This is a genomic window from Arthrobacter sulfonylureivorans (assembly GCF_022637435.1).
Classification (GTDB): Bacteria; Actinomycetota; Actinomycetes; order Actinomycetales; family Micrococcaceae; genus Crystallibacter; species Crystallibacter sulfonylureivorans.
Genome location: NZ_CP093326.1, coordinates 3,001,112 through 3,022,359, shown reverse-complemented (window position 1 = coordinate 3,022,359; position 21,248 = coordinate 3,001,112). Strand labels below are relative to the sequence as shown.

General features: G+C 65.9%; 21 protein-coding genes. 4 read left to right on the top strand and 17 right to left on the bottom strand.

Annotated elements, in window-relative coordinates:
* Positions 1-75: 75 nt before the first annotated feature.
* The 4 genes from MNQ99_RS13870 to MNQ99_RS13855 form a co-directional block, all read right to left on the bottom strand.
* Positions 76-1,431, bottom strand: a complete 1,356-nt coding sequence (locus MNQ99_RS13870; RefSeq protein ID WP_127511960.1) for a sensor histidine kinase — start codon at positions 1,429-1,431, stop codon at positions 76-78.
* Positions 1,421-2,086: a response regulator transcription factor gene (locus MNQ99_RS13865; protein ID WP_241913325.1), complete on the bottom strand. Its 666-nt coding sequence runs from the start codon at positions 2,084-2,086 to the stop codon at positions 1,421-1,423. Before MNQ99_RS13865 ends, MNQ99_RS13870 begins: the two co-directional genes overlap by 11 nt.
* A 97-nt stretch (positions 2,087-2,183) precedes the next feature.
* Positions 2,184-3,050: an AfsR/SARP family transcriptional regulator gene (locus MNQ99_RS13860; RefSeq protein WP_241913324.1), complete on the bottom strand. Its 867-nt coding sequence runs from the start codon at positions 3,048-3,050 to the stop codon at positions 2,184-2,186.
* A gap of 375 nt (positions 3,051-3,425) precedes the next feature.
* Positions 3,426-4,214 (bottom strand): hypothetical protein, encoded by a 789-nt coding sequence (locus MNQ99_RS13855; protein WP_241913323.1) that lies wholly within the window; start codon positions 4,212-4,214, stop codon positions 3,426-3,428.
* A 58-nt stretch (positions 4,215-4,272) separates the two neighbouring features.
* Between MNQ99_RS13855 and MNQ99_RS13850 the strand changes: the two genes are divergently transcribed.
* Together MNQ99_RS13850 and MNQ99_RS13845 are read left to right on the top strand one after the other, a co-directional pair.
* Positions 4,273-4,779, top strand: coding sequence for a prepilin peptidase (locus tag MNQ99_RS13850; protein WP_127511957.1), 507 nt, complete (start codon positions 4,273-4,275; stop codon positions 4,777-4,779).
* Between the two features lie 17 nt (positions 4,780-4,796).
* Positions 4,797-5,267 carry an NUDIX hydrolase gene (locus tag MNQ99_RS13845; protein ID WP_241913322.1) on the top strand — a complete coding sequence of 157 codons (471 nt, stop codon included), beginning with the start codon at positions 4,797-4,799 and terminating at the stop codon, positions 5,265-5,267.
* Between the two features lie 2 nt (positions 5,268-5,269).
* On the opposite strand, the gene MNQ99_RS13840 is transcribed toward MNQ99_RS13845, so the two are convergent.
* The 7 genes from MNQ99_RS13840 to MNQ99_RS13810 form a co-directional block, all read right to left on the bottom strand.
* Positions 5,270-5,500, bottom strand: coding sequence for a hypothetical protein (locus tag MNQ99_RS13840; RefSeq protein ID WP_127511955.1), 231 nt, complete (start codon positions 5,498-5,500; stop codon positions 5,270-5,272).
* 42 nt (positions 5,501-5,542) lie between these two features.
* A complete protein-coding gene (locus MNQ99_RS13835) occupies positions 5,543-6,853 on the bottom strand; it encodes a S8 family serine peptidase (protein WP_241913321.1) in 1,311 nt (436 codons plus the stop codon).
* 233 nt (positions 6,854-7,086) lie between these two features.
* On the bottom strand, positions 7,087-8,799 hold the full coding sequence (locus tag MNQ99_RS13830) for an MDR family MFS transporter (RefSeq protein ID WP_241913320.1): 1,713 nt from the start codon (positions 8,797-8,799) through the stop codon (positions 7,087-7,089).
* 93 nt (positions 8,800-8,892) lie between these two features.
* On the bottom strand, positions 8,893-9,573 hold the full coding sequence (locus MNQ99_RS13825; RefSeq protein WP_241913319.1) for a TetR/AcrR family transcriptional regulator: 681 nt from the start codon (positions 9,571-9,573) through the stop codon (positions 8,893-8,895).
* 161 nt (positions 9,574-9,734) lie between these two features.
* A complete protein-coding gene (locus MNQ99_RS13820; RefSeq protein ID WP_241913318.1) occupies positions 9,735-11,162 on the bottom strand; it encodes a class II fumarate hydratase in 1,428 nt (475 codons plus the stop codon).
* Positions 11,163-11,266: 104 nt separating this feature from the next.
* Complete coding sequence (locus MNQ99_RS13815) at positions 11,267-11,881, bottom strand: carbonic anhydrase (protein ID WP_127511950.1); 615 nt, start codon at positions 11,879-11,881, stop codon at positions 11,267-11,269.
* Between the two features lie 63 nt (positions 11,882-11,944).
* Positions 11,945-12,556 (bottom strand): DUF4245 domain-containing protein, encoded by a 612-nt coding sequence (locus MNQ99_RS13810; RefSeq protein ID WP_241913317.1) that lies wholly within the window; start codon positions 12,554-12,556, stop codon positions 11,945-11,947.
* A 246-nt stretch (positions 12,557-12,802) separates the two neighbouring features.
* On the opposite strand from MNQ99_RS13810, the gene glpX reads away from it, so the two are divergent.
* Positions 12,803-13,792, top strand: coding sequence for a class II fructose-bisphosphatase (glpX, locus tag MNQ99_RS13805; protein ID WP_127512143.1), 990 nt, complete (start codon positions 12,803-12,805; stop codon positions 13,790-13,792).
* 125 nt (positions 13,793-13,917) lie between these two features.
* On the opposite strand, the gene MNQ99_RS13800 is transcribed toward glpX, so the two are convergent.
* The 5 genes from MNQ99_RS13800 to MNQ99_RS13780 form a co-directional block, all read right to left on the bottom strand.
* Positions 13,918-14,955, bottom strand: coding sequence for a lipid II:glycine glycyltransferase FemX (locus MNQ99_RS13800; RefSeq protein WP_241913316.1), 1,038 nt, complete (start codon positions 14,953-14,955; stop codon positions 13,918-13,920).
* Positions 14,952-16,229 (bottom strand): mannose-6-phosphate isomerase, class I, encoded by a 1,278-nt coding sequence (gene manA, locus MNQ99_RS13795; protein WP_241913315.1) that lies wholly within the window; start codon positions 16,227-16,229, stop codon positions 14,952-14,954. The genes MNQ99_RS13800 and manA overlap by 4 nt, the downstream gene beginning before the upstream one ends.
* Positions 16,230-16,347: 118 nt before the next feature.
* Positions 16,348-17,913, bottom strand: a complete 1,566-nt coding sequence (locus MNQ99_RS13790) for an LCP family protein (RefSeq protein ID WP_241915378.1) — start codon at positions 17,911-17,913, stop codon at positions 16,348-16,350.
* A 51-nt stretch (positions 17,914-17,964) separates the two neighbouring features.
* Positions 17,965-18,492, bottom strand: coding sequence for a 5-(carboxyamino)imidazole ribonucleotide mutase (purE, locus tag MNQ99_RS13785; protein WP_241913314.1), 528 nt, complete (start codon positions 18,490-18,492; stop codon positions 17,965-17,967).
* Positions 18,489-19,613: a 5-(carboxyamino)imidazole ribonucleotide synthase gene (locus MNQ99_RS13780; protein WP_241915377.1), complete on the bottom strand. Its 1,125-nt coding sequence runs from the start codon at positions 19,611-19,613 to the stop codon at positions 18,489-18,491. The genes purE and MNQ99_RS13780 overlap by 4 nt, the downstream gene beginning before the upstream one ends.
* A 196-nt stretch (positions 19,614-19,809) precedes the next feature.
* Here MNQ99_RS13780 and MNQ99_RS13775 point away from each other — a divergent pair, with 196 nt between their 5' ends.
* Positions 19,810-20,382: a GtrA family protein gene (locus tag MNQ99_RS13775; RefSeq protein ID WP_127511944.1), complete on the top strand. Its 573-nt coding sequence runs from the start codon at positions 19,810-19,812 to the stop codon at positions 20,380-20,382.
* Positions 20,383-20,467: 85 nt separating this feature from the next.
* Here the strand turns inward: MNQ99_RS13775 and MNQ99_RS13770 are convergent, their stop codons facing one another.
* Positions 20,468-21,160 (bottom strand): TIGR03089 family protein, encoded by a 693-nt coding sequence (locus MNQ99_RS13770; RefSeq protein WP_127511943.1) that lies wholly within the window; start codon positions 21,158-21,160, stop codon positions 20,468-20,470.
* Positions 21,161-21,248 lie beyond the last annotated feature (88 nt).

Below are 21,248 nucleotides of genomic sequence, written 5' to 3'. Positions count from 1 at the left end.
CGAGGAAGCGGGCTGCCGAACGGTGGCCCGCTTCTTTGACTGCCCCGGTCCGCAGCGGGGCGCGCCCCGATGGGGCTATGCAGCGCCGACGGACGGGAGAGTCACCGCGACTCGGGTTCCGGCACCCGGGGCGGATTCGATCAGCAAGGTGCCGCCGGCATCGTGCACCGTATCGCGCAGGATGCGGAGGCCCAGGTGGCCGTCGCGCTGCGCATCGGCCGGACTGAAACCGTCGCCGTCGTCGACAATTTCCAGTAACACTGCATCGCCCCAGTCCGTCAGCGATACCCGGACCAGCGGCGCGCGGGCATGCTTGACGGCGTTGGTGACTGCCTCCCGTGCAACGCGGTAGAGCAGCGCAGGTTGGACGATGGCCGCCGGGGCGGAGGCATCGATCTCCAGTTGCCAGTCCGACCCGCGTTTCCGGACCAGGTCGCCCAATCCGTCCAGGGCCACCGGCAGTCCCACGGCCGAGAGGTCGGGCGGATAGAGTGCCACGGTGATCCGGCGCAAACTGCGGATGCTGCCCTGAACGATGTTCTTCGCCAGTCTCTGGAAGTCGTGGTCTGGCTTTGCCTGCTGCTGTTCGCGAGCTTCCAAGCTGTAGGCCAGTGCGGCCAGGTCCTGGATGACATCGTCATGCAGGGCGCGGGCCAACCTCTGGCGCTCATGATCCGAGGCGGCGATCGATTGCTGGAGCAACCGCCGGCGGACTTCACCGTCCTTTTGCATGCGGCGCGCCATCCGGATAGCCGGGGCCAGCGCAAGCAGTTGCAGCAGCGCCAGCGCTACCAGAACGACGGGCAGGAGGCCGAGCATCTCGTCCTGCACGCGATTAAGCTCATCCGGCGGGTAGTACAACTCGAAGATGTACTCGCTGCCGCTGGCCCCCGTCGCCTGGACGTAGACTTCGACGAACTCATCATGGTCCAACTCAAAGATGTTCTCGGCCCCGGCCGAGTTTCCCAACACTGCGACGGGAGCGCCGCCCTGCAGTTGGGCCACGAGGCCATCCGGAAAGGCGAACTGCGCTCCGACCAGCTCATCAAGATCCGAGTAGAGAATAGACCCGTCGGGGTCCCAGACCTTGACCCGGAAAATGTGGCCGTCGCGGATCAGCGGGTCGACTTCGTCGTCCAGCTCGCTCACAGCAGCTGCATCACCGGCCAGCATCGCATCCGTCACCTTAGGCGCGAATTCATGCTCCACGATCTGCTTGGTACGCTCGGCAACGTGTGCCAGTGCTTGGTCGACCGCCAAGGAACGGGCAACCACGACCACGGGAACCGCGACGATGACCAGCGCCGCCACCCCGGAGAGCGCGAAGCGCCGCAGGGCCGCCTGCATTTCCGAGCCTTTCCGCCTGCCGGCTTCCGTCCGAGCGTCGGGGAGGATCCTGCGCCGGATCCGGGCGGTCAGGTCAACGCTCATGGCCTGCACCCAGCAGTTCCAGCCGTTGCGCCGTGGCTACGGCTTCAAGCTGGGAATGGGCGCCGAGCTTGGCCAAGATCGACTTCACATAGCCTCGGCAGGTGTGCTGGGAGATACCCAGAGTCCGCGAATTGGTGCGCACGTCGTAGCCGGCCGCCATCAGGGCCAGCACCTGGCGCTCACGTTGGGTTAACGCCGGGGAACCCGGTGGTTTGGCAGCCTGCGCACGGCGGTTCTGGCTGAGAATGGCGGGGTAGACTACCATGCTGCCGCTCTTGGCATGCCGGATGGTCTCCAGCAGGGTGGATAACGACCCGTCTTTGGGCAAAAATCCGCACAGGCCCGATCCCGCGGCGCGGGCGAGCACATCGGGCGACGGATTGCCGGTCAGCAGAATGATCCGCGTATCCGGGGCAGTCGTCAGGATCTGTTCGGCGGCGTCCAGCCCATCGCCGTCGGGCAGGTGGTAGTCCATGATCACCACATCGGGCCTGGCACGCCGGCACAAGGCAACCGCTTCGTCTACGCCGGCGGCATGGCCGACGTTGATCAGGTCCGGTTCCCTGCCCAGCGCATCAGACAACAGCTCCGCGAACGTGGTGTGGTCATCCACCACGGCAACGCGGAGTTCATGCTCAATCCCCAAAGAGCTCATTTTTCCCCAACTCAAGACACTAAGGACTTGACCCCACTATGAGTATGCATCGCCCGTGAAAGGTTGTACATACTTCACGGGCCATGCCTCGTGAGCCTCAGCCCGCCATGAGCGCCTTGGTCAGGAAAGTTTTGACGATGTCACCAGCCGCCACATAATGCGATTCGATGGGAACGGAAGCCATTCGATGCGCCATCTGCCTACGGGTGGCCGCTGGTGCCAGCCGTTCGTTGAGCACCAGCAGCGCTGCCAGTACCTCGGAGAGGCCGGACTCGGCCGTGGCATGCAGCAGCCGGCCGTACACTTCCTGCAGGGCAGGACCCGGGGAACACCCGAGTTCGTCATTGAACAGGCGTCGGCACCGGTCATAGGCCTGCAGCCCATCGGCGTGGCGGTCGCATTGTTCCAGCCCGACAATGAGGGCCGCCCAGGCGGCTTCATTGAGCGGAGCGGCAGCAACGCAGCGCTGCGCCCAGAGCACCGCCTCCTCGGGCCGCCGCAAAGCCAGCGCAGCCTCCGCCGCCAACAGCTGCGCGTGCAAGACCATCTCGGCGTGATCAACCCGTGCCTCCTCTGCCCAATCCGGAGTCAGCTCATCGCCGAGCAATGGCCCGGAAGCAAGCGAGAGCGCGTCGGTCAATAATGGATAAGCATTGGCCGGAGCGGCGAATTCGGCGGCCCTAAGCAGGCGTTGGAACCGGTACAAATCGACGTCGACCAACTCCCGGGCGATCATGTAACCGCCGTTGGCGGTGCGCAGCGGCCCGGACTTGGCACAACCAGGCTGCAAATTGCGGCGCAGAATGCTGACGTAGCTTTCCAAGGTGGCCAAAGCTTCGCCTGGTGCCCGGCCGCCCCACAACATGTCCACCAGCCGGTCTTTGGACATCGGCGATCCGACATTCAACAGCAGGATTTCCAGTACTTGGCGCGGCTTTGGTCCGCCGAGCTTCTCTGCCGTCAAGACTGTATTTCCGCGCGAGATGCGCAAATTTCCGATCATTTGGACTGAAATGGGCATGGCCCGTCCACTCAATTGCTCCACGATTCCCCCTCGTTGGATGCACCCCCCCAATGAGTGCACAACCATATTGTGCTGGCATCGTGTCGGCGGGACAGCCCCCGGTGGGGGAGTGCACACCCCCAATTTGCGGGGGTGGCTAACAGCACCGGGTTTTCCCAAGGACTCGCGGCGATTCTGTAACCGTGACCCTGAGGCCTGCGGCGCGGCGCACGCAGGCCCTGCGCGGCAGCCGCAGACCGGCCGGGGCTCACGCCGCCGGGCCCTGGCCCTCATCCCCCCAAAGCCAGGGCCCGGTCCGGCACTGTGGCAGAGCAGTCAGGCAGGATGAGGTCGGACCGGCCAGGGAATGTGCTCGCGCACATCGGTCAGGTTCATGCTGACCTCCAGGAACAGGTCATCAAGCATGTACTCATCCACGCCCAGGATGGAGAGCGAATGCCCGCGTCCTTGCTGCGGCCCGTCCAAGCCGACAGCGGAAACACAAATGCCCGTGCGCCAGTCGATCCGCACTTGGTTGCGGCCTTCCAAAAGCAGCGGGTGGCCGGTGTCGTACGGGCGATACGTGAGGTTGGGCGAGACGGTGGCCTCCAACGTATGGCGGCCGCCGTGTTCGGTTTCGGTCAGTTCATGGATCTCAACCGGGTTGGCGAAGGGAGCTTCATAAGCCACCGGAGCGCTGCCGGCCAGCTCCACCGGATCCAGCATTGCCGACCAGCGTCCGTTGCCGAAGACTGGTTCTCCGTAAGCGGCCTCGGGCCGGCGGCGGACCAGATCGATGCCATTGAATACGGGCGTGACCAGATGTGGCGGCAGCAGCCAGGACTTGCGTGTCGCACTGACGTAGAAGCCGTCGCGTGAGTCGTTGATACCCGTAGTGCTGTAGAGCAGCTGGCCGTCGGCCGATTCGACCCGAAGGGCGCCCGGGCGGCGGGTCCAGGCCCGCAGCATGCCGGCAGCAGGGTCCCCCTCGGGTGCGCCGGGGTTGACGGCGCGGAGTTCGAAGCGCAGCGAGTCCCACCTCCACGGAGAGGACCGGCAAAGGCACCTGAAGATTTCCGCATTGCCGGCGGCGTCGCCGGTTGTCAGCACGCTCCCGCCGTTCATATCCACAGTGTAGCCGCCGGGTCGCGCTGGCCGGCCCGGCGTGCAGTAGGTTGGGTCCATGGTCGAGGAATTGGTGCTGCTGTGGCCCGACCATACGCTGGCATTCTGGATGCTGCTGGCCGCCGCCGGGTATCTGTTGGTCGTCGGGACCGGGTTGAGCTGGATCGATCTGCGCACGCACCGGTTGCCGAACCGCATCGTGTTTCCGACCTACGCCGTCTCCTCGGTGCTGCTGCTCGCAGCAGCGCTGGCTGGGCATGACGGCGGTGTCTTCTGGCGCGTGCTGGCCGGTGGTGCATTGCTCTGGGCCTTCTACTTCACGGTCCGGTTCGCCTATCCGGCGGGCATGGGCTTCGGCGACGTCAAACTGGCCGGTGTGCTGGGAATGTACCTAGGATATCTCGGCTTTGAATACCTGCTGTGGGGAACCTTCGCCGCGTTCCTGCTGGGCGGTGTGTACGGACTGCTGCTGGTGCTGCTGCGGCGCGGCACCTTGAGCAGCCACATTCCGTTCGGGCCGTTCATGGTTGCCGGAACGTGGGTGGCGCTGCTGATGCCGACGTAGCAACGTAGGCTGGGATGATGCCAACTCCCGATTTCATCCTGCGGCTGCGCGAGAAGATTGGCCACGACTTGCTCTGGCTGCCGGGGGTCACAGCAGTGGTGCTGGATGACCGAAACCGGGTGCTGCTGGGCCGCCGTGCGGATAACGGGCGCTGGACGCTGATTACCGGAATTCTTGACCCGGGGGAGCAACCCGCTGTGGGCGTCGTGCGCGAGGTCCTGGAGGAGACCGGCATCGAGGCCGAAGTCGAACAGTTGGCCGAGGTCTACGCGGGCGGTCCGATGGAGTTCGTCAACGGAGACCGGGCCCAGTTCCTCACACTGAACTTCCGGTGCCGGCACGTCAGCGGCCACGCCCGGGTCAACGACGACGAGTCCGCCGAGGTCGGCTGGTTCGGACTGGACGAACTGCCGGAGCTGACCGACTACCATCGGGACAGGCTGGAGGCAGCGCTGCGGGCCACGGGCGTCCCGGAGTTTGTCCGCTGACGCTATTGGATGTCCGAGTCGGGCGGCGGTAGGACTACTTGCCGGTCTTCGTCGACGGATTCAACGCCCTCGATCCCGGCAAGGGCAGCGCGCTGTCCTTCCGGGAGCGAACCGGTGATCATGCCCAACGTGGAGAGCACGTTCTCCACGTGCATGCCTCCGGCCGTCAACTGTTCGGCGATCCGAACGGTATCGGAGAGGTAGTCATGGCGCACCGTAACGGTGATCTGCATACCACCCATGATATGTCTACGGCGACCCGCGAGGGGAAGAGATTATTGAGGGGCAAGCACCATCCCTGCGCCGACATCGACCGAAAGCAGGGGCAAACGCTCGGCTTCCTGGACCAGGGTGGCCCATAGTTCCAAGCCTCGCCGGCCGGTAGCCTGCGCCCACAACGCCGCCACGCCGGCAGCATGGGGCGTTGCCATACTGGTTCCGCTGATGGTGTTGTATCGCTTCGGCATGGGCCATGATGAGTACACATGGACGCCGGGACCGGCACAGTCCACCTGCCCGCCGCGCAGGGGAAGGCTGCGGGCCGAAAAGAATGCGATGTCGAGGGCTTGGTCCAGCGCTGCCACGGCCATGATGAACGGACTATTGGCCGGGGAACCCACGAATCCGAATTCGCCTTTCCGCCGGTCCGCATTATTGCCCGCCGCGGCGACGATCAAGGATCCTTGTTCCAGCGCCCGGCTTCCGGCGGCTGTGTAGGGCGGGTGGATCTGTGCCACATCGGCACCCAGTGACAAAGAAATCACGGCGCAGCCGTTGCCCACCGCCCAGTCGATCCCCGCCAGGATGCCTGCATCGGTGCCGGAACCGGCATTGCTCAGCACCTTTCCGGCAAAGATCTCCGCTTCGTGGGCAACACCGTAGCGGGGACCAGTACCGGGAACTTTCGGGCCGCAGGCGATCCCGATGCAGTGCGTGCCGTGTCCGTGCCCGTCCTGCGGCGGCTCGCCGGCGACGAAGGAAGCTTTGGTGATGCCGCGACCGGCAAAATCCGGATGCGAGCCATCGACGCCAGTGTCCAGCACAGCGACCCGCACGCCCTGTCCCGAATAGGGAGACGAGACGGCCCTGGTCGCTTGTAGCCCCCAGGTGAAGTTGTTATTGTCGGCGAAATCCGCCGGTGTGGACGCTGCGTCCCGCCCGGTGTGAGGGCCGGCCGCGAGGCGTCCAGCCAGGTCAGCCACGCCGTCGCGGTAGCCGGCAACGTAGTCGTCGGCCGAACCCAGCACATCGTGGATGAGTTCGGGCGAGACCGAAAGGACCCGGTGCTTGTCCGCGGAGCTCACTTGAAGCGCACCGATTTGGTCCGGAGCCGCGTCGACGACGGCGATGCCCAGATTCGCGAACAGGGTTGCCTCCGCGCCGGAGGCCGTGTCCGGGTCCACTCCGCGGGTGCCGAAGTCCCGGCTGTCCGTCACACGGGTGAGGCCTGCTGCCTCGGCTAAGATCCCGGCGCAATCATCTGAGCGGTCGGCGAAGACGACGATAAATCGTCCAGTGGTTTTCGGTTGGTCCGGTAGTGGGTAGTCGGCCGTCCTCAGGGACGGGGTCTGCGAATCGCCAATCATGGAGACCTCCTGGACATTCCTCGGCATGCTCCCAGAAGGACCAGGCGGCGGCCGCAGATCCGGCCTCCACCGGCCGCCCAAGGGGCACGTGTGCGCCTCATCCTAATACCAGCCACCCACAGCACAAGCTGTTTTCAATCGTTTCAGCCCGGCAGGGGCCAAAATAGCAGGAGGGCCTCGTCCTGACGGACGAAGCCCTCCGAAAACCGCACCGCGGAATCGATGCCGGAAGCTTAGTTTCGGGCCTCCGGTTGCGGTTCAGCTGCCGCACTGGCGGTAGCCGGCACCTGATCCGCCGGCACAGGTTCGCCGCCGGATCCTGACTCCGATTGGACACTCTGCCGCCGGTCGTGGTGTTCAGCTTCCAGCCGTTCTGCCTCTTCGCCGCCGATCGCTTCCCCGCGGGCAACCATGCCGGCCACGTCGGAGAGCGGTACTTGCTTGAGGAACAGAGCCAGCAGGAATGCGGCAGCGATGAACGGCACGAGGTACCAGAACACGGGAGCCAGCGAGTCGGCGTACGCGGTCACGATGCCGTCGCGGACTGGCTCCGGCAGAGCTTCCATGGCCTGGGGGTCCAAGGTGGCGGTTGCGTTGCCCGCGTCGGCGGGGGAGGCGCCGGCATCGGTAAACACTGCAGTTAGTTTCCCGGAGAGGTTGTTGGTGAAGATCGTTCCGAAAATCGCCACACCCAGTGCGGCACCGACCTCGCGGAAGTAGTTGTTGGTGCTGGTTGCGGTCCCCACCAGGTCAGGCGCCACCGCATTCTGGACCACGAGCACAACCACCTGCATGATCAGGCCCAGGCCGGCGCCGAAGACGAAGAGATAGGCGCAGATCAGCCAGATCGGCGTGTCGGCGGCCAGAGTGGTCAGCGCCAGCAGGGCGACCGCGGTGGTGACAGAACCCGCGATCGGGAACGCCTTGTACTTGCCGCTCTTGGTGATGGCCAGTCCCGACCAGATCGATGTGCCCATCATGCCCACCATCATGGGCAGCATCAGCAGACCGGATGCCGCGGCCGAGGTGCCGGAGGACATCTGCAGGAACGTGGGTACGAAAGCGATCGCCGCGAACATGCCGATGCCCAGCGTGAAGCCGATGGCTGTGGCATTGACGAAGACCGGATTACGGAAGAGCGACAGCGGAATGATGGGGTCGTCGGCACGTGCCTCAACCCGGATGAAGGCTGCGGCGGACAGCAGCAGGGCGGCGCCGAATGCCCAGGTTTCCGGAGCGGTCCAGCCGTGTTCGGTGTCGCCGCCGAAATCGGTGAAGAAGATCAGGCAGGTGGTGGCGATGGACAGCAGCACGACACCGGCAAGATCGATCTTCCGGGTGGCCTTCTTGGACGGCAAGGTCAGGGCGAACCAAGCGATGGCGAAGGCGGCCAGGCCAATCGGGATGTTGATGTAAAAGGCCCACTGCCAGGTCATGTGGTCCACGAAGAAGCCGCCGAGCAGCGGGCCCGCGACGGCGGAGAGTCCGAAGATCGCACCCAGCGGCCCCATGTACTTGCCGCGTTCGTTGGCGGGCACGATGTCGGCGATAATCGCCTGCGAAAGGATCATCAAGCCGCCGCCGCCCAAGCCCTGGAAGGCACGGAAGAGGACAAAGCCCCAAAAATCAGTGGCCAGCGCACAGCCGATCGAGGCCAAGGTAAACAGCGCGATCGCAATAAGGAAGAGGTTGCGGCGGCCCAGCACGTCGCCGAATTTGCCGTAGATCGGCATGACAATTGTGGTGGCCAGCAAGTAGGCGGTGGTGATCCAGGCCTGGTGCTCCACTCCGCCAAGCTGGCCCACAATGGTCGGCATCGCGGTGGAGACGATGGTCTGGTCGAGGCTGGCAAGCATCATGCCGGCAATCAGCGCCGAGAAAATGATCCAGATGCGCCTCTGGGTCAGCAGCAGCGGCTCGGAAGCCCGCGCGGCAGTAGTGGTCATGGCAGTGTCCTTCGGGACGGTAACGGACGGCGGATTGAGGGATCGGGCCACTCGGAGCGGCTGGTGGTGGCGGCCGGTGGTGGCGCCTGACGGTCAGGCGGACGGGGGACCGGTCGCCTGGTCACCTGCCGCGGTGGACCCAGGCAACGGCGCGACGGCCGCCAGCGCCTCGATGGCGGAGGTGAGGATGTCGCGGTAGCTGCGCGTGTTGTCCGGCGCAAAGAACAGCGTCCCGGCGTATTTGGCCACGCTGGCCATGGCGCCGATGGCCATCTGCAGCCTCGGGTCATCCGCCGGCAAGGATTCCCGCTCCGCCAGCATTGCCACGTAGTGCTGCTCGGCGGCGCTGGAGCCATGCATGGCTTTTTCCATCAGCCGGGGCTCGGCCGTGATGGCCTCCTTCAGGGCAACGACTTCCGAGCGGGTCATGGCCATTGACTCCATCATGCCGACGGCTAGTTCAATGAAGTCCGGCCAGAGGGATGCGGAGACGGCGCCGGCCGCTGTGCCCCTGCCGCCGGCGACAAACGCCTCCGCCAGCGCCTCGGGAATGTCATCGCCAGGATGGCCGAGGATGGCATCTTCCTTGGCCGGGAAGTAATTGAAGAAGGTGCGCCGGGAGATGCCCGCACGTTCGCAGACCTCCTCGACGGTGAACCCGTTGATGCCGCTGCGTGCGGTCAGCAACCGGGCCGAGGCGGTGATGGCCGAGCGGGTGGCGGCGCGTTTGCGCTCGCGCAAGCCACCGCCGTCGTTGTTTGCATCATCTCGCACGGAGTGTACTTTTGCACTTTTTAGCAGATAGTGCAAAAGCAGTGGTCCGCACCACAGCTCTCCGGCGACGGTACGCTGCGCGGCGTGGGGTGACCCGCACAGCGAAGGGCGTCCCGGCCGAAGCCGGAACGCCCTCTGAGGCCCGCGGGGGGAGCCGTTTACTACTTCGCCTGCGGCGGCAGGGTCATGGACAGCACGTCCAAGGCAGAATCCAGCTGCTCTTCGGTCAGTTCGCCGCGCTCCAGGAAGCCCAGGGCAACAACGGACTCGCGCACGGTCAGGCCTTCCTTGACCGAGTGCTTGGCGATCTTGGCGGCGTTTTCGTAGCCGATGTACTTGTTCAGCGGGGTCACGATCGAGGGGGAGGCTTCGGCCAGGAAGCGCGCACGCTCCACGTTCGCGGTCAGCCCGTCGATCATCTTGTCCGCCATGACCCGTGAGGTGTTGGCCAGCAGGCGGATGGACTCCAGCAGGTTGGCGGCCATCACCGGGATGCCCACGTTCAGTTCGAAGGCGCCGTTGGTGGAGGACAAGGCGATGGTGGTGTCATTGCCCACCACCTGGGCGGCCACCATGATGGCTGCCTCGCAGATGACCGGATTGACCTTGCCCGGCATGATCGAGGAGCCCGGCTGCAGATCCGGGATAGCGATCTCGCCCAGGCCGGTGTTGGGGCCGGAGCCCATCCAGCGCAGGTCGTTGTTGATCTTCATGAACGCGTAGGCGATGTTGCGCAGCTGGCCGGATGCCTCGATCAAGCCGTCGCGGTTGGCCTGCGCCTCGAAGTGGTTGCGGGCTTCGGTCAGCGGCAGGCCGGTGTCGGCGGCCAGCAGTTCGATCACGCGCTGCGGGAAGCCCGCCGGAGTGTTGATGCCGGTGCCGACGGCGGTGCCGCCCAGCGGGACCTCGGCCACGCGCGGCAGCGAGGCTTCAATGCGTTCGATGCCGTAGCGAACCTGGGCGGCGTACCCGCCGAACTCCTGGCCCAAGGTGACCGGGGTGGCATCCATCAGGTGGGTGCGGCCGGACTTCACCACGTCCTTGAACTCCTCGGCCTTGCGCTCCAGCGAAGCGGCCAGGTAGTCCAGCGCCGGGATCAGCTCGTTGATCAGCGCGGAAGTGGCTGCCACATGCACCGAGGTCGGGAAGACGTCGTTGGAGGACTGCGAGGCGTTGACGTGGTCGTTCGGGTGCACCGTCTTGTCGCTGCCGGCGGCCTTCAGCGCGCGGGTGGCGAGCTCGGCCAGAACCTCGTTGGTGTTCATGTTCGAGGAGGTGCCGGAGCCGGTCTGGAAGACGTCGATCGGGAAGTCGCCGTCGTACTGTCCGGTGGCTACCTGATCGGCGGCCGCGGCGATGGCCTTGGCCAGCTCGCCGTCCAGCACGCCCAGTTCGGCGTTGGCGGTGGCGGCTGCCTTCTTGATCCGGGCCAGGGCCTCGATGTGGGCGCGCTCCAGCGTCTTGCCGGAGATCGGGAAGTTCTCGACGGCGCGCTGGGTCTGCGCACGGTAGAGGGCGTTGGCCGGAACCCGGACCTCACCCATGGTGTCGTGTTCGATGCGGTATTCAGCAGAATCGGCAGAAGTCATGGCTCCAAGCTTAGGCCCGCTGTGGCGCCGGTTCCGAATCGTGTTGCGCCGCTGTCGGCGGTGCGACGTCGGCGCGTGCCACCCGGCAAGCGGCCGGCGTCGGGCTAGAGTGCGCCGTGTCCGGCGACCAAATCGGCGCGGCCGTCCGCCAGCCGGTAGGCAACTCCGACGACGGCCGTGCGGCCGGCGTCGACGGCCTCCGAAATGGCGCGCGAACTGTCGAGCAGGCGTTCGGAGGATTGGCGCACGTTTTCGATCACCATGTCGTTGATGTCGTCGAGTCCGGCACGCCGGGCAGCCAGCACCGACGGAGTAATCCGCTCCACCAGGTCGCGCAGGCCGCCGCGAGGCATCACGCCGGTATCTATGGTGTTCTTGGCGGCGGTCACCGCGCCGCAGCTGTCATGGCCCAAGATGACGATGAGCGGGACGTTGAGCACGTCCACGCCGTATTCCAGCGAGCCGATCACCGCGTCGCCGAGGACGTGCCCCGCTGTGCGGACCACGAAGGCATCGCCCAGCCCCAGGTCGAAAATGATTTCTGCCGCCAGCCGGGAGTCGGAACAGCCGAAGATGATGGCGAAAGGATTCTGTTCGTTGACCAACGAACTGCGCCGTGCGGCGTCTTGATTGGGGTGGACCGACGTCCCCGCCACAAAGCGGGCGTTGCCGTCGAGAAGTTTTTGCCAGGCCTGGGCGGGAGTCATTGAGGTGGGCACGAAGCAACCTTACGGCTTGGTGGTGCCCTGGCCGCGCATTCGCGACGCGCGGGGGACGTTTGGTTACTTGCCGTCCAGCGATTTGACGACGGCGGTGGCGAGCACGTCGAATTCGTCCAGTTCAGCCGTGCCGCTGAGGATGACCGTGACGTCGTCGCGCTCCAGCACCAGGCTGCGCTCGCCTTGGCCGGCATCGCGCAGTTCCCAGCTGGCGCCGGCCTTGCGGTCGCCGGTCACCGGTGCGTTATCGGTGACTTGGCCAATCCAGGTGGGATTCGCCTTGTCGGTCTGGACTAGCCCGATGTACTGCTGGCCGGGCGTGAGATAGCCGACCTCCCATGCTGGTACCTGGGCCGTGCCCCCGGTGTTCCACCGGGCGTAATTGGATGTCCAGCCCTGAGGAAGATTCACGGCGAGCGGCAGGTAGCCCGCGGTGGATTCGGCCTGGAGCGCGACGCCGGGGACGTCAATATTACGTTTGTAGACATCGGGCTTGCTGCCCGGGTTCAGGAACATCACCGGCAGCAGCACGGCAAGCGTGAGACCCACGGCCAGCAACATGCCGACTACCGGCGCTTTCGCCCGGTTGGCCTGCTTGGCCGTCAGGACAGGCTTGGCAGGCAATTCAGCCGATCCAGCCGATTCGATCGATTCCTCGGGACGCACTTCACTCACCGTTCCATGATCTCAGATACCCGCGTCCCGCGCGCACACGGGCAGCAGTCCCACGGCCGGGCGCCGATCCCGGCGCGCTGGATCCCCGGGTGCTGGCGACTATGATCGAAAGCAATGGAAGATGTCCGCAGTGCAGATTCATCCATCACGGCACCACAGCCGGTGTTGTCTGAAGAGCTACTCGAAGATGAGGTCGAAGTGTCCCACGAAGCCCAGGCTGATCCCTTTTCCAACTTCCCGCCGTCGATGCGTGTCGGTGACAATGAGCCGGACCGCAACCTGGCCCTGGAACTGGTGCGCGTCACCGAAGCCGCGGCGATCGCCGGCGGCCACTGGGTGGGCTATGGCGACAAGAACGCGGCAGACGGCGCGGCCGTGGACGCCATGCGGGCGTTCCTGTCCACCGTCAGCTTCAACGGGGTGGTGGTCATCGGCGAGGGCGAAAAGGACGAAGCCCCGATGCTGTTCAACGGTGAAAAGGTCGGCGATGGCACCGGCGCCGAGTGCGACGTCGCCGTGGACCCGATCGACGGCACCCGGCTGACGGCGCTGGGCATCAACAACGCGCTGTCCGTACTGGCTGTCTCCGAGCGCGGCACCATGTTTGATCCCTCGGCCGTGTTCTACATGGAGAAGCTGGTCACCGGCCCTGAAGCGGCCGATTTGGTGGACCTGCGCCTGCCCATCAAGCAGAACCTGCACCTGATCGCCAAGGCCAAGAACAAGAAGATCAACCAGATCAACGTGATGATCCTGGACCGCGACCGGCACAAGCCGTACGTGGAGGAGATCCGCGCCGCGGGTGCGCGCACCAAGTTCATCATGGACGGCGACGTTGCCGGCGGCATCGCAGCCGCCCGTGAAGGCACCGACGTGGACGTCCTGATGGGCATCGGCGGTACCCCGGAGGGCATCGTCACGGCCTGCGCCATCAAGTCTTTGGGCGGCGTGATCCAAGGCCGGCTCTGGCCCACCAGCGACGAGGAAAAGCAGAAGGCCATCGACGCCGGCCACGATCTGGACCGTGTGCTGACCACCGATGACCTGGTCACCAGCGACAATTGCTTCTTCGTGGCCACCGGCATCACCGACGGCGACCTGCTGCGCGGCGTCCGCTACAAGAACCACAAGGTCCTGACGCAGTCGATCGTGATGCGGTCCAAGTCCGGCACCATCCGGTTTGTCGAGGGCGAGCACCAGGAATACAAGTGGGACCGCTTCGAGCGGAAGCTCTAACGGACCGCCTCAGCGCAACGCTGAGGGTCTGAGCACAACGAAACCCCGCACCGGCCCAGGCTGGTGCGGGGTTTTCGCTGTGCCTTTCCCCGCCGGCGTGCCAGGCCGGGAAAGGCCGTGCCGACTCAGCGCGGGAGCTTGGCTCGCAGCTTCCGAAGGGACGGCACGACGGCGTTGCGCGCCTTGTGCGCCGCCGGCAGCACGGTGGTGCGCGCCTTGTGTACGGCGGGGCCAGCCGCCTCGCGGGCCCGCCGGGTGAGCAGATAGGCCCGGTACATCAGCTGGTTGACCGGCAGGTCCCAGCTGCCCGGGTAGCTGACCTCGTAGCCGCCGAAGGAACGTTTGAACCGTGAGAACCCGGCCCATTGGTGCTCGGGCTCGTCTTCCGGGCTGACGCCCCACATATCGAAGCGGTCGATGCCGGCGGCGCGGGCATCCATCATCATGGTGACCACCAGCGGAATCCCGGCATTGAGCTTGCGGTGGGCGTCGTCAGCCGCGGCGTGCGCGTAGACCCGGGTCGATTCCGTGTCGTAGGAGAGCGCTGCCGCGATCGGCTTCCCGTCCAAGCGTGCGGTGAAGATTTTGGCCGCACCGGCCGGCACCAGGTTCCGGGCAGCCTGCCGCAAGTAGTCATCGGACTGGGCCTTGAACTCTGCACGCTCGGAGACGTCGTGCAGGAATCCCAAGAGGATGCCGATGTCTTCGGGGTCGGAGGAGACGTCGAAGGTGACGCCCTTCTTGTGGATGTTGCGGTAGAGGTTCCGGCTGGTGCTGCGCATGCCGGCCAGCAACTCCTCTTCCGGCTGCTTGAGGTCCAGCATCCAGGTCAGCTTCGGCTGGACATCCACCGGGGCCTTGACCAGGCCCAGTGACTGCAACGCCGCCTGCGGCCGTTGCCCGAGGTCGGTGCCCACCGGTTCGATCCGCACGTAGTGGGCGTGCTGCTTGGCCGCCAGGGAACGCAGGGCTGCCAGGGCGCGGACCAGGGCCGCGTGGTCTGCTGCCGCGGGGCCATACGGGACGTACAGGAAGCGCCCCAACGGCGTCTTTTCCATGATGGCCAGGAAGGCCCAGCCGTCTCCGCTGCGTTCGAATACTTCTTTGCCCAGGCTCCGCTGGAAGCGGGCCCACGGCTCGGACTGCAGGATCGAAGCGGTCAAAGTGTTGCTCCCGTTCGTTGTTCGTCGAATTCATGTGTGCTGCCCGAAGTGGTGACCGCAAATAGCACGGCACCGGCTTCCGTTCCGCCTGCCGGATGGACGTTCACCGGCTGCTCGGCAGCGGGAATGAAGGCGGCCTCGCCGCGGCTGATCGTCAGGTCGGACCTCGGCGAGTCCAGCAGCACGCTCCCGGAGACCGCCAGCACGATGGTGGGACCGTGCTGGGCGAGCGGAACGGGGCTGCCGCCGTCGGACAATTCAATGCGCTGGAGCTGGAACTCGGCAAACGGAGGGCAATACAGTTCCTGGCCCGCATCGGTGGTGGTCCGTGCCACGAACGGTGGCGTGATCGGGCGGAAGTCGGTGATTTTCACCAGCTCCGGCACATTGATGTACTTCGGCGTGAGGCCGCCGCGCAGCACGTTGTCCGATGTCGCCATGACCTCCACGCCGAGGCCCTGCAGATAGGCGTGGATGTTGCCGGCCGGCAGGCACAGCGCCTGGCCGGGGGAGAGGTCGACCAGGTTGAGCAGCAACGAGATCAAGGAACCGGGATCGCCCGGATAGAGTTCTCCCAGACGGGCGGCCGCTGCGTATTCGCTGCCCAGGCTTCCGGCCGGTGCGGCCGCCAGCACGCGGGCCGTGTCCGTGGCCAGCCCGGTGGAACGGTCCCCGCCGTCGAGCAGGGCCACGAAGGCGCCGCGCAGGGCCGCTTCCTCGTCGGCGGTGTCCAGCAGTTGGAGCACATCGTCCAGGAGGTCCAGGCTGGCGCCGACCTCGGCCAGCTTCGGCCTCAGGCCGGCCAGCAGACGGGCCGCGTCGCGCGGGGGACGGAAACCGCACAGCGCCTGGAAGTTGCTGAGCGCAAAGATCATCTCCGGCTTGTGGTTGTCGTCCCGGTAGCTGCGCTGTGCGTCGTTAAAGGAGATGCCGGCGGCGTTCTCCGCGGCGAATCCGGACTTTGCCTGCTCCAGTGTGGGGTGGACCTGGAGCGAGAGGGCCGAATCGGCGGCCAGGACCTTTGTCAGGAACGGCAGGGTGGCGCCAAACAGGCCCAGCACCGGTTCACCGAGTGTGGCGCCCGGATTCTCCTTGATGAATTCGTCCAGCGGTTGGTCGCCGTCGGCCAGCTGCACCATGGATGGGGAGTCGGGATGTGCCCCGATCCAGAGTTCGGCTTCCGGGCCGCCGGACGGTTCCCGGCCGAACAGCTCGGCGATCGCCGTCGTCGAACCCCACGCGTAGGGCCGCAGTACATTGGTCAACCGGTACATCTTGAAGCCTCTTCCTCGTCCTTGTCTGAATAATGATCCTGCCGGAACACCGGGCCCGGCCCCGTCCGCCAGAACCCTCACCCGTCCCGGCAGGACCCGGCCTCACCGGAACGCAAGATCAGGGGAGCGAGCACTTGCCGTTGTCGGCCAGGAGGGATCCGATCGTAGCGGTATCGCCAATCTCGGCCAGCTGCTGGAGATACTCCTCGGTGATCTGGGGATCCGTCGCCTCCGGCGTGTCCGCCGGTTTCGGCGTGGACTTCTTCGGCTGCTTGTCACCGCCGCCGGAGGAATCCCCGCCGCCGGAGCCGCCGCCGTCGTTCTTGGAGGCCTTCTTTTCAGTCTCCGTTTCCTGGCTGAACAACTGCTGAACCCGCGGGTGGATCTGGGTGAAGTCCGGGTACGTGACGAAGTTGTCCGCCGCCGTGCCGAAGTCCGGCGGACCAATGGTCAGCCGCTCCGTCTTCTGGTCCTTGGCCTTGAGCGCCAGTGAGACGAAACTGCCCAGCTGGGAACTGGGAATGTCCGTTTCCACGACCTGCTCGCCGGCCTCGGCCAGCTGCTGGAAGCGGGTCAGCACCGTGGCCGGATCCAACTGGTTGACCATAGCCGACATCACGCACTGCTGGCGCTGGACGCGGTCGTAGTCAGTGGCGAACTCGCGGGAGCGGGCGTACCAGAGCGCGTGAAAGCCGTCGAGCTTCTGGACGCCCGGGGCGATCCAGCCCTTGGGCGGGTAATGCTGGTTGGTACCCGGAATGGTCTTGTTGGAGATGGGCACCCAGCCACCGGCATCCACGGTGATGCCGCCCATCGCGTCCACCAGGGCCTCGAAGCCGCCCATGTCCACCAGCGCGTAGGCCTGGATTTCGATCCCCAAAATGCCGCTGACGGCGTCCTTCATGGCTTCCGCACCGGGATTCTTGGCGTCCGGGTAGCGGTCGGCATGGTTTTGCTCCACGTCCACGTACAGGGCGTTGATGATGCACTCGTCGCCGCAGTTGAAGCCTTCGGGGTAGACCTCGTGCATCGGCGAGTCGGCCGGGAACGGAGCGTTTTGGAAGTTGCGCGGAATGCCGAACATGACGGTGTGGCCGGTCTCCGCGTTCACGCTGACCACCTGGATGCTGTCCGGGCGCAGCCCGACCCGTCCCGCGCCGGCATCGCCGCCCATCAGCAGGAAGTTGTAGCGGCCGTCGACCGGGTCGAACGCCGGCCGGGTTTCGAAAATGGTGCCGAAGGCATTGCGGCTCACATTGAGCAGATAGGCGGCGTAGCCCAGGCTGCCGCTGGTCACCAGCATCAGTGCGGCCAGTGCCACAGCCACAACGGGCTTGGCGCCCGGGGCCAGCAGGTTGGGCCTGATGATGCGCAGCGTGTTCAGGAACAGGAAGGCCCAGAACAGCGCCAGCGCTGCCAGCACCACCACCAGTACCAGCGAGCTGAAGCGTCCGGTGGCCAGGTTTACCAGCAGCGGCCAGTTCACCAAGGCCACGACGCCTGCTGCCAGGATGGCCGCCCAGACCAGGAGCGTTACGGCCAGCGCGCGCCGGCCCAGCGCGCGGTCCCCGGCCACCAGTTGCGCACTGCCGGGGATGAGCAGGGTCAGCAGCAGCAGGACGAAGGCACGTTTGGTCCGCACGGGGGCAGAGGCGTGCTGCGGGTAACGGACTGGATCCGTCATTCCGCGGGCCGACGCGCCGGAGGGCCGGGTGGTCGGCTGGGGACTCACCGGCTAGGCCTCGCCGGAGCCGGCGACGCGTTGGCGCAGGACAGCTCCCTTGTCGTAGGCGGCCTGCCGCAGGCTGGAGGCGAACTCCAGTAGGGCGGGCTGCAGCTGTTCGGCCAGCGCATCGCCGCCGGCGGCCAGCATGCGCACGGCCAACAGCCCCGCGTTGCGGGCTCCGCCGACGGACACGGTTGCCACCGGAACGCCGGCGGGCATCTGCACGATGGAGAGCAGGGAGTCCATGCCGTCCAAGTACTTCAACGGCACCGGCACCCCGATCACCGGAAGCGGAGTCACCGAGGCGAGCATGCCGGGCAGATGCGCGGCTCCGCCGGCGCCGGCGATGATGATGCGCAGGCCGCGGGTATGTGCTTCCCTGCCGTAGCTGATCATGTCTTCCGGCATGCGGTGGGCGGAGACGACGTCCGCCTCGTAGGGAATGCCGAATTCTTCCAGCGCCTGGGCGGCGGCTTCCATCACGGGCCAGTCGGAATCCGAACCCATCACGACGCCGACTATCGGCTTTTGGCTCATGGCTTGCCTTCCTGGGGATCCACGCCGTCTCGGATGATCGAGGCAACTCGGTCCGCGCGCCGGCGCAAATCCTCCACCTGGGACGCGTCCCGGCCCACCACGTTAACATGGCCGATCTTTCGGCCCGGGCGGACCGACTTGCCGTAGCCATGGACCTTGACGGCCGGCTCGGCCGCCAGCGCGCGGGGGTATGCCGAGAACAAATCCGTATTTGCGCCACCCAGATAGTTCTTCATCACGACGACGCTGCCGAGCACCGCGGTATCGCCCAGCGGCAGGTCCAAGACCGCCCGCAGATGCTGCTCGAACTGGCTGGTGACGGAGCCGTCCTGGGTCCAATGGCCGGTGTTGTGCGGGCGCATGGCCAGTTCGTTGATCACGAAGCCGGAACCGCGGCCGGGCGTGGCGAACAATTCGGCGGCCATGACGCCGGTTACGCCGAGCTCGTCGGCCAGTTGCAGCGCGGCCTGCTGGGCAGCTTCGGCGACTTCTTCGGGCAGATCCAGCGCGGGGGCGATCACTTCGTCGCAGACCCCGTCCACTTGAATCGTGTGGACCACCGGCCAGGCCCGGGCTTCGCCGGACGGCGTCCTGGCCACCAATGCCGAGAGTTCACGGCTGAAGTCGACCTTCTCTTCGACCAGCAGCGTGCCGCCGGTAAACCAGTCGGCTGCGTCGGCGGCCGCGGCGGCATCCTGGATGATCCGCACGCCCTTGCCGTCGTAACCTCCCCGCGGCGTCTTGAGTACCACCGGCCAGCCGGTCTTCGCCCCGAAGGCCACCAGCTCCTCGACTCTGGAGACGGAATCCCAGGCCGGGTTCGGCAGCCCTAGCTTGTCCACCACCTCGCGCATGACCAGCTTGTCCTGCGCGTGGATCAGGGCGTCCGGATGCGGCTGCACGTTCACGCCCTCGGCAATCAGGGCCTGAAGGTGTTCAGTCGGAACATGCTCGTGGTCGAACGTCAGCACGTCCAGGCCCTGGGCGAAGTCGCGCAGCGCCTCCAGGTCCCGGTAGTCGCCGACGGGTGCCTTGGCGACGGCGGAGACCGCCGAGACATCCTCGGCTTCGGCCAGAACTCGCAGTTCAAAGCCGAGTTCTACCGCACAGGGGGCCATCATTCGGGCGAGTTGGCCGCCGCCCACTACACCGATTACTGGAAAACTCACCTTGTCAGGTTACCGAACCGACTCTGGCAGGACTGCATTGCGCACGCCCGCGCCGGGATGTCCTAGGTAACGTCCAGTCTGGGGCAATACAATGATGCGTTGGCCGGCACGATTCCGGCGCCAGAACGAAAGGGCTCTTCCTTCGATCATGAATCGAACTATTTCCGAGCGCATCAGCGGCCTAGTTTCCCTTTTTTGGCGGGAAGTAGCGAAGTTCGGCACGGTCGGCGGGATCGCCTTCATCGTGGACAACGGCGTGTACTGGTGGCTGATCAACGGCCCGATGGACGACAGCGTGGTGAAGGCGCGGTTTGTTTCAGCTTCCGTGGCGACGCTGTTCTCCTGGGTTGCCAATCGCTACTGGACGTTCCGCCACCGCCGGCAAGCGAACGCGTTGCGCGAACTCGTCCTGTTCGTCGTGATCAACGTCATCGGCATGGTCATTTCCGCAGGCTGCGTGTGGATCGCCCGGTACCCGCTGGAGATCACCGAACCCACCATGCTGCTGTTCGCCGGCATCTTCGGTACGGTCCTGGCTACTGTCATGCGGTTTTTCGCCTACCGCTTCCTGGTGTTCAACGCTGAGCTGGACGCCGAGCCGGAGTTCGCCAATGACCGGGAAATCTTCGAAAGCCACCACGGCCAGCACGTGGCGACCAATCTGCCGGCGGACTCTCCCGAAGTTGACGGACCGCAGGCATCTGGCACCACCAGGAGCTAGGCGGCACGGGACCAGCGGCACGGGGCCAGCGGCACGGGGCCAGGCGCGCGCCCGGATCCCGGGCGGCAGCCGCCGAGCGGTTCGTTCAGAGCCGGGCGCTGACCCGCTCACTGTCCAACAACCGCTGGGACACTTCCACGTCCGCGTGCACCAGGACCACGGTGCCGCCGCCCTGCCACGTCGCCAGGGCCTCGCGCAGCACCTCGGGCCAGGCGGTCTGTGCGGGCACCAGCAGGATCCGGGCCGGCGCCGGCTGGCCGAGCAGCTGGCCGAAGGTGAGGTCTCCGCCGTCGTACTCCAAGGCCATGCCGTCGGCCGCCAAGGTGTCCAACCCCAGGTAGACGTCCGCATAGGACCGGACTTCCGCCGCGTAGTCCAGGACGCCGTCCGGCACTTCCCCGGGCCAGCGCAACTGGAGTGCGCCCGGGGCCACCAGTACCTGGTGCGTGCTGTCTCCGGCCAACTGCTCGGGATCGGCGGAGACCAGCACGTCTGGGGCGGGTCCTGCCGTGTCCAGCCGGACGGTAGCGCCGGCCTGCCACGCTGCCAGCACCCAGACCAGCGACCGCCAGTGTGGCTCCATGCGAAGGCCCACGGTTGTTCCTTCGCCGGTGTCCAGTTCCTCGGCCAGCAGGTTGGCGGTCTTGGCCACCCAGTTGTCCATGACGCGGCCGGACAACTCGATGCGTTCTCCCTCCGGTCCGTACCAGACCAGGCAGGGGGAGGAGTCGGGGCGCAGCCGGGCAAGCAGGTCGGTAATGCTGGCTGAAGGGTTCACGGAGTTCCTTTGGTGCGGGTGGCGGACACCTGTCGCGCTGTGGCGGTGGCCGGGGTTTCGTTAGCTGTTGGGGAGTGTGGTGTGTGTC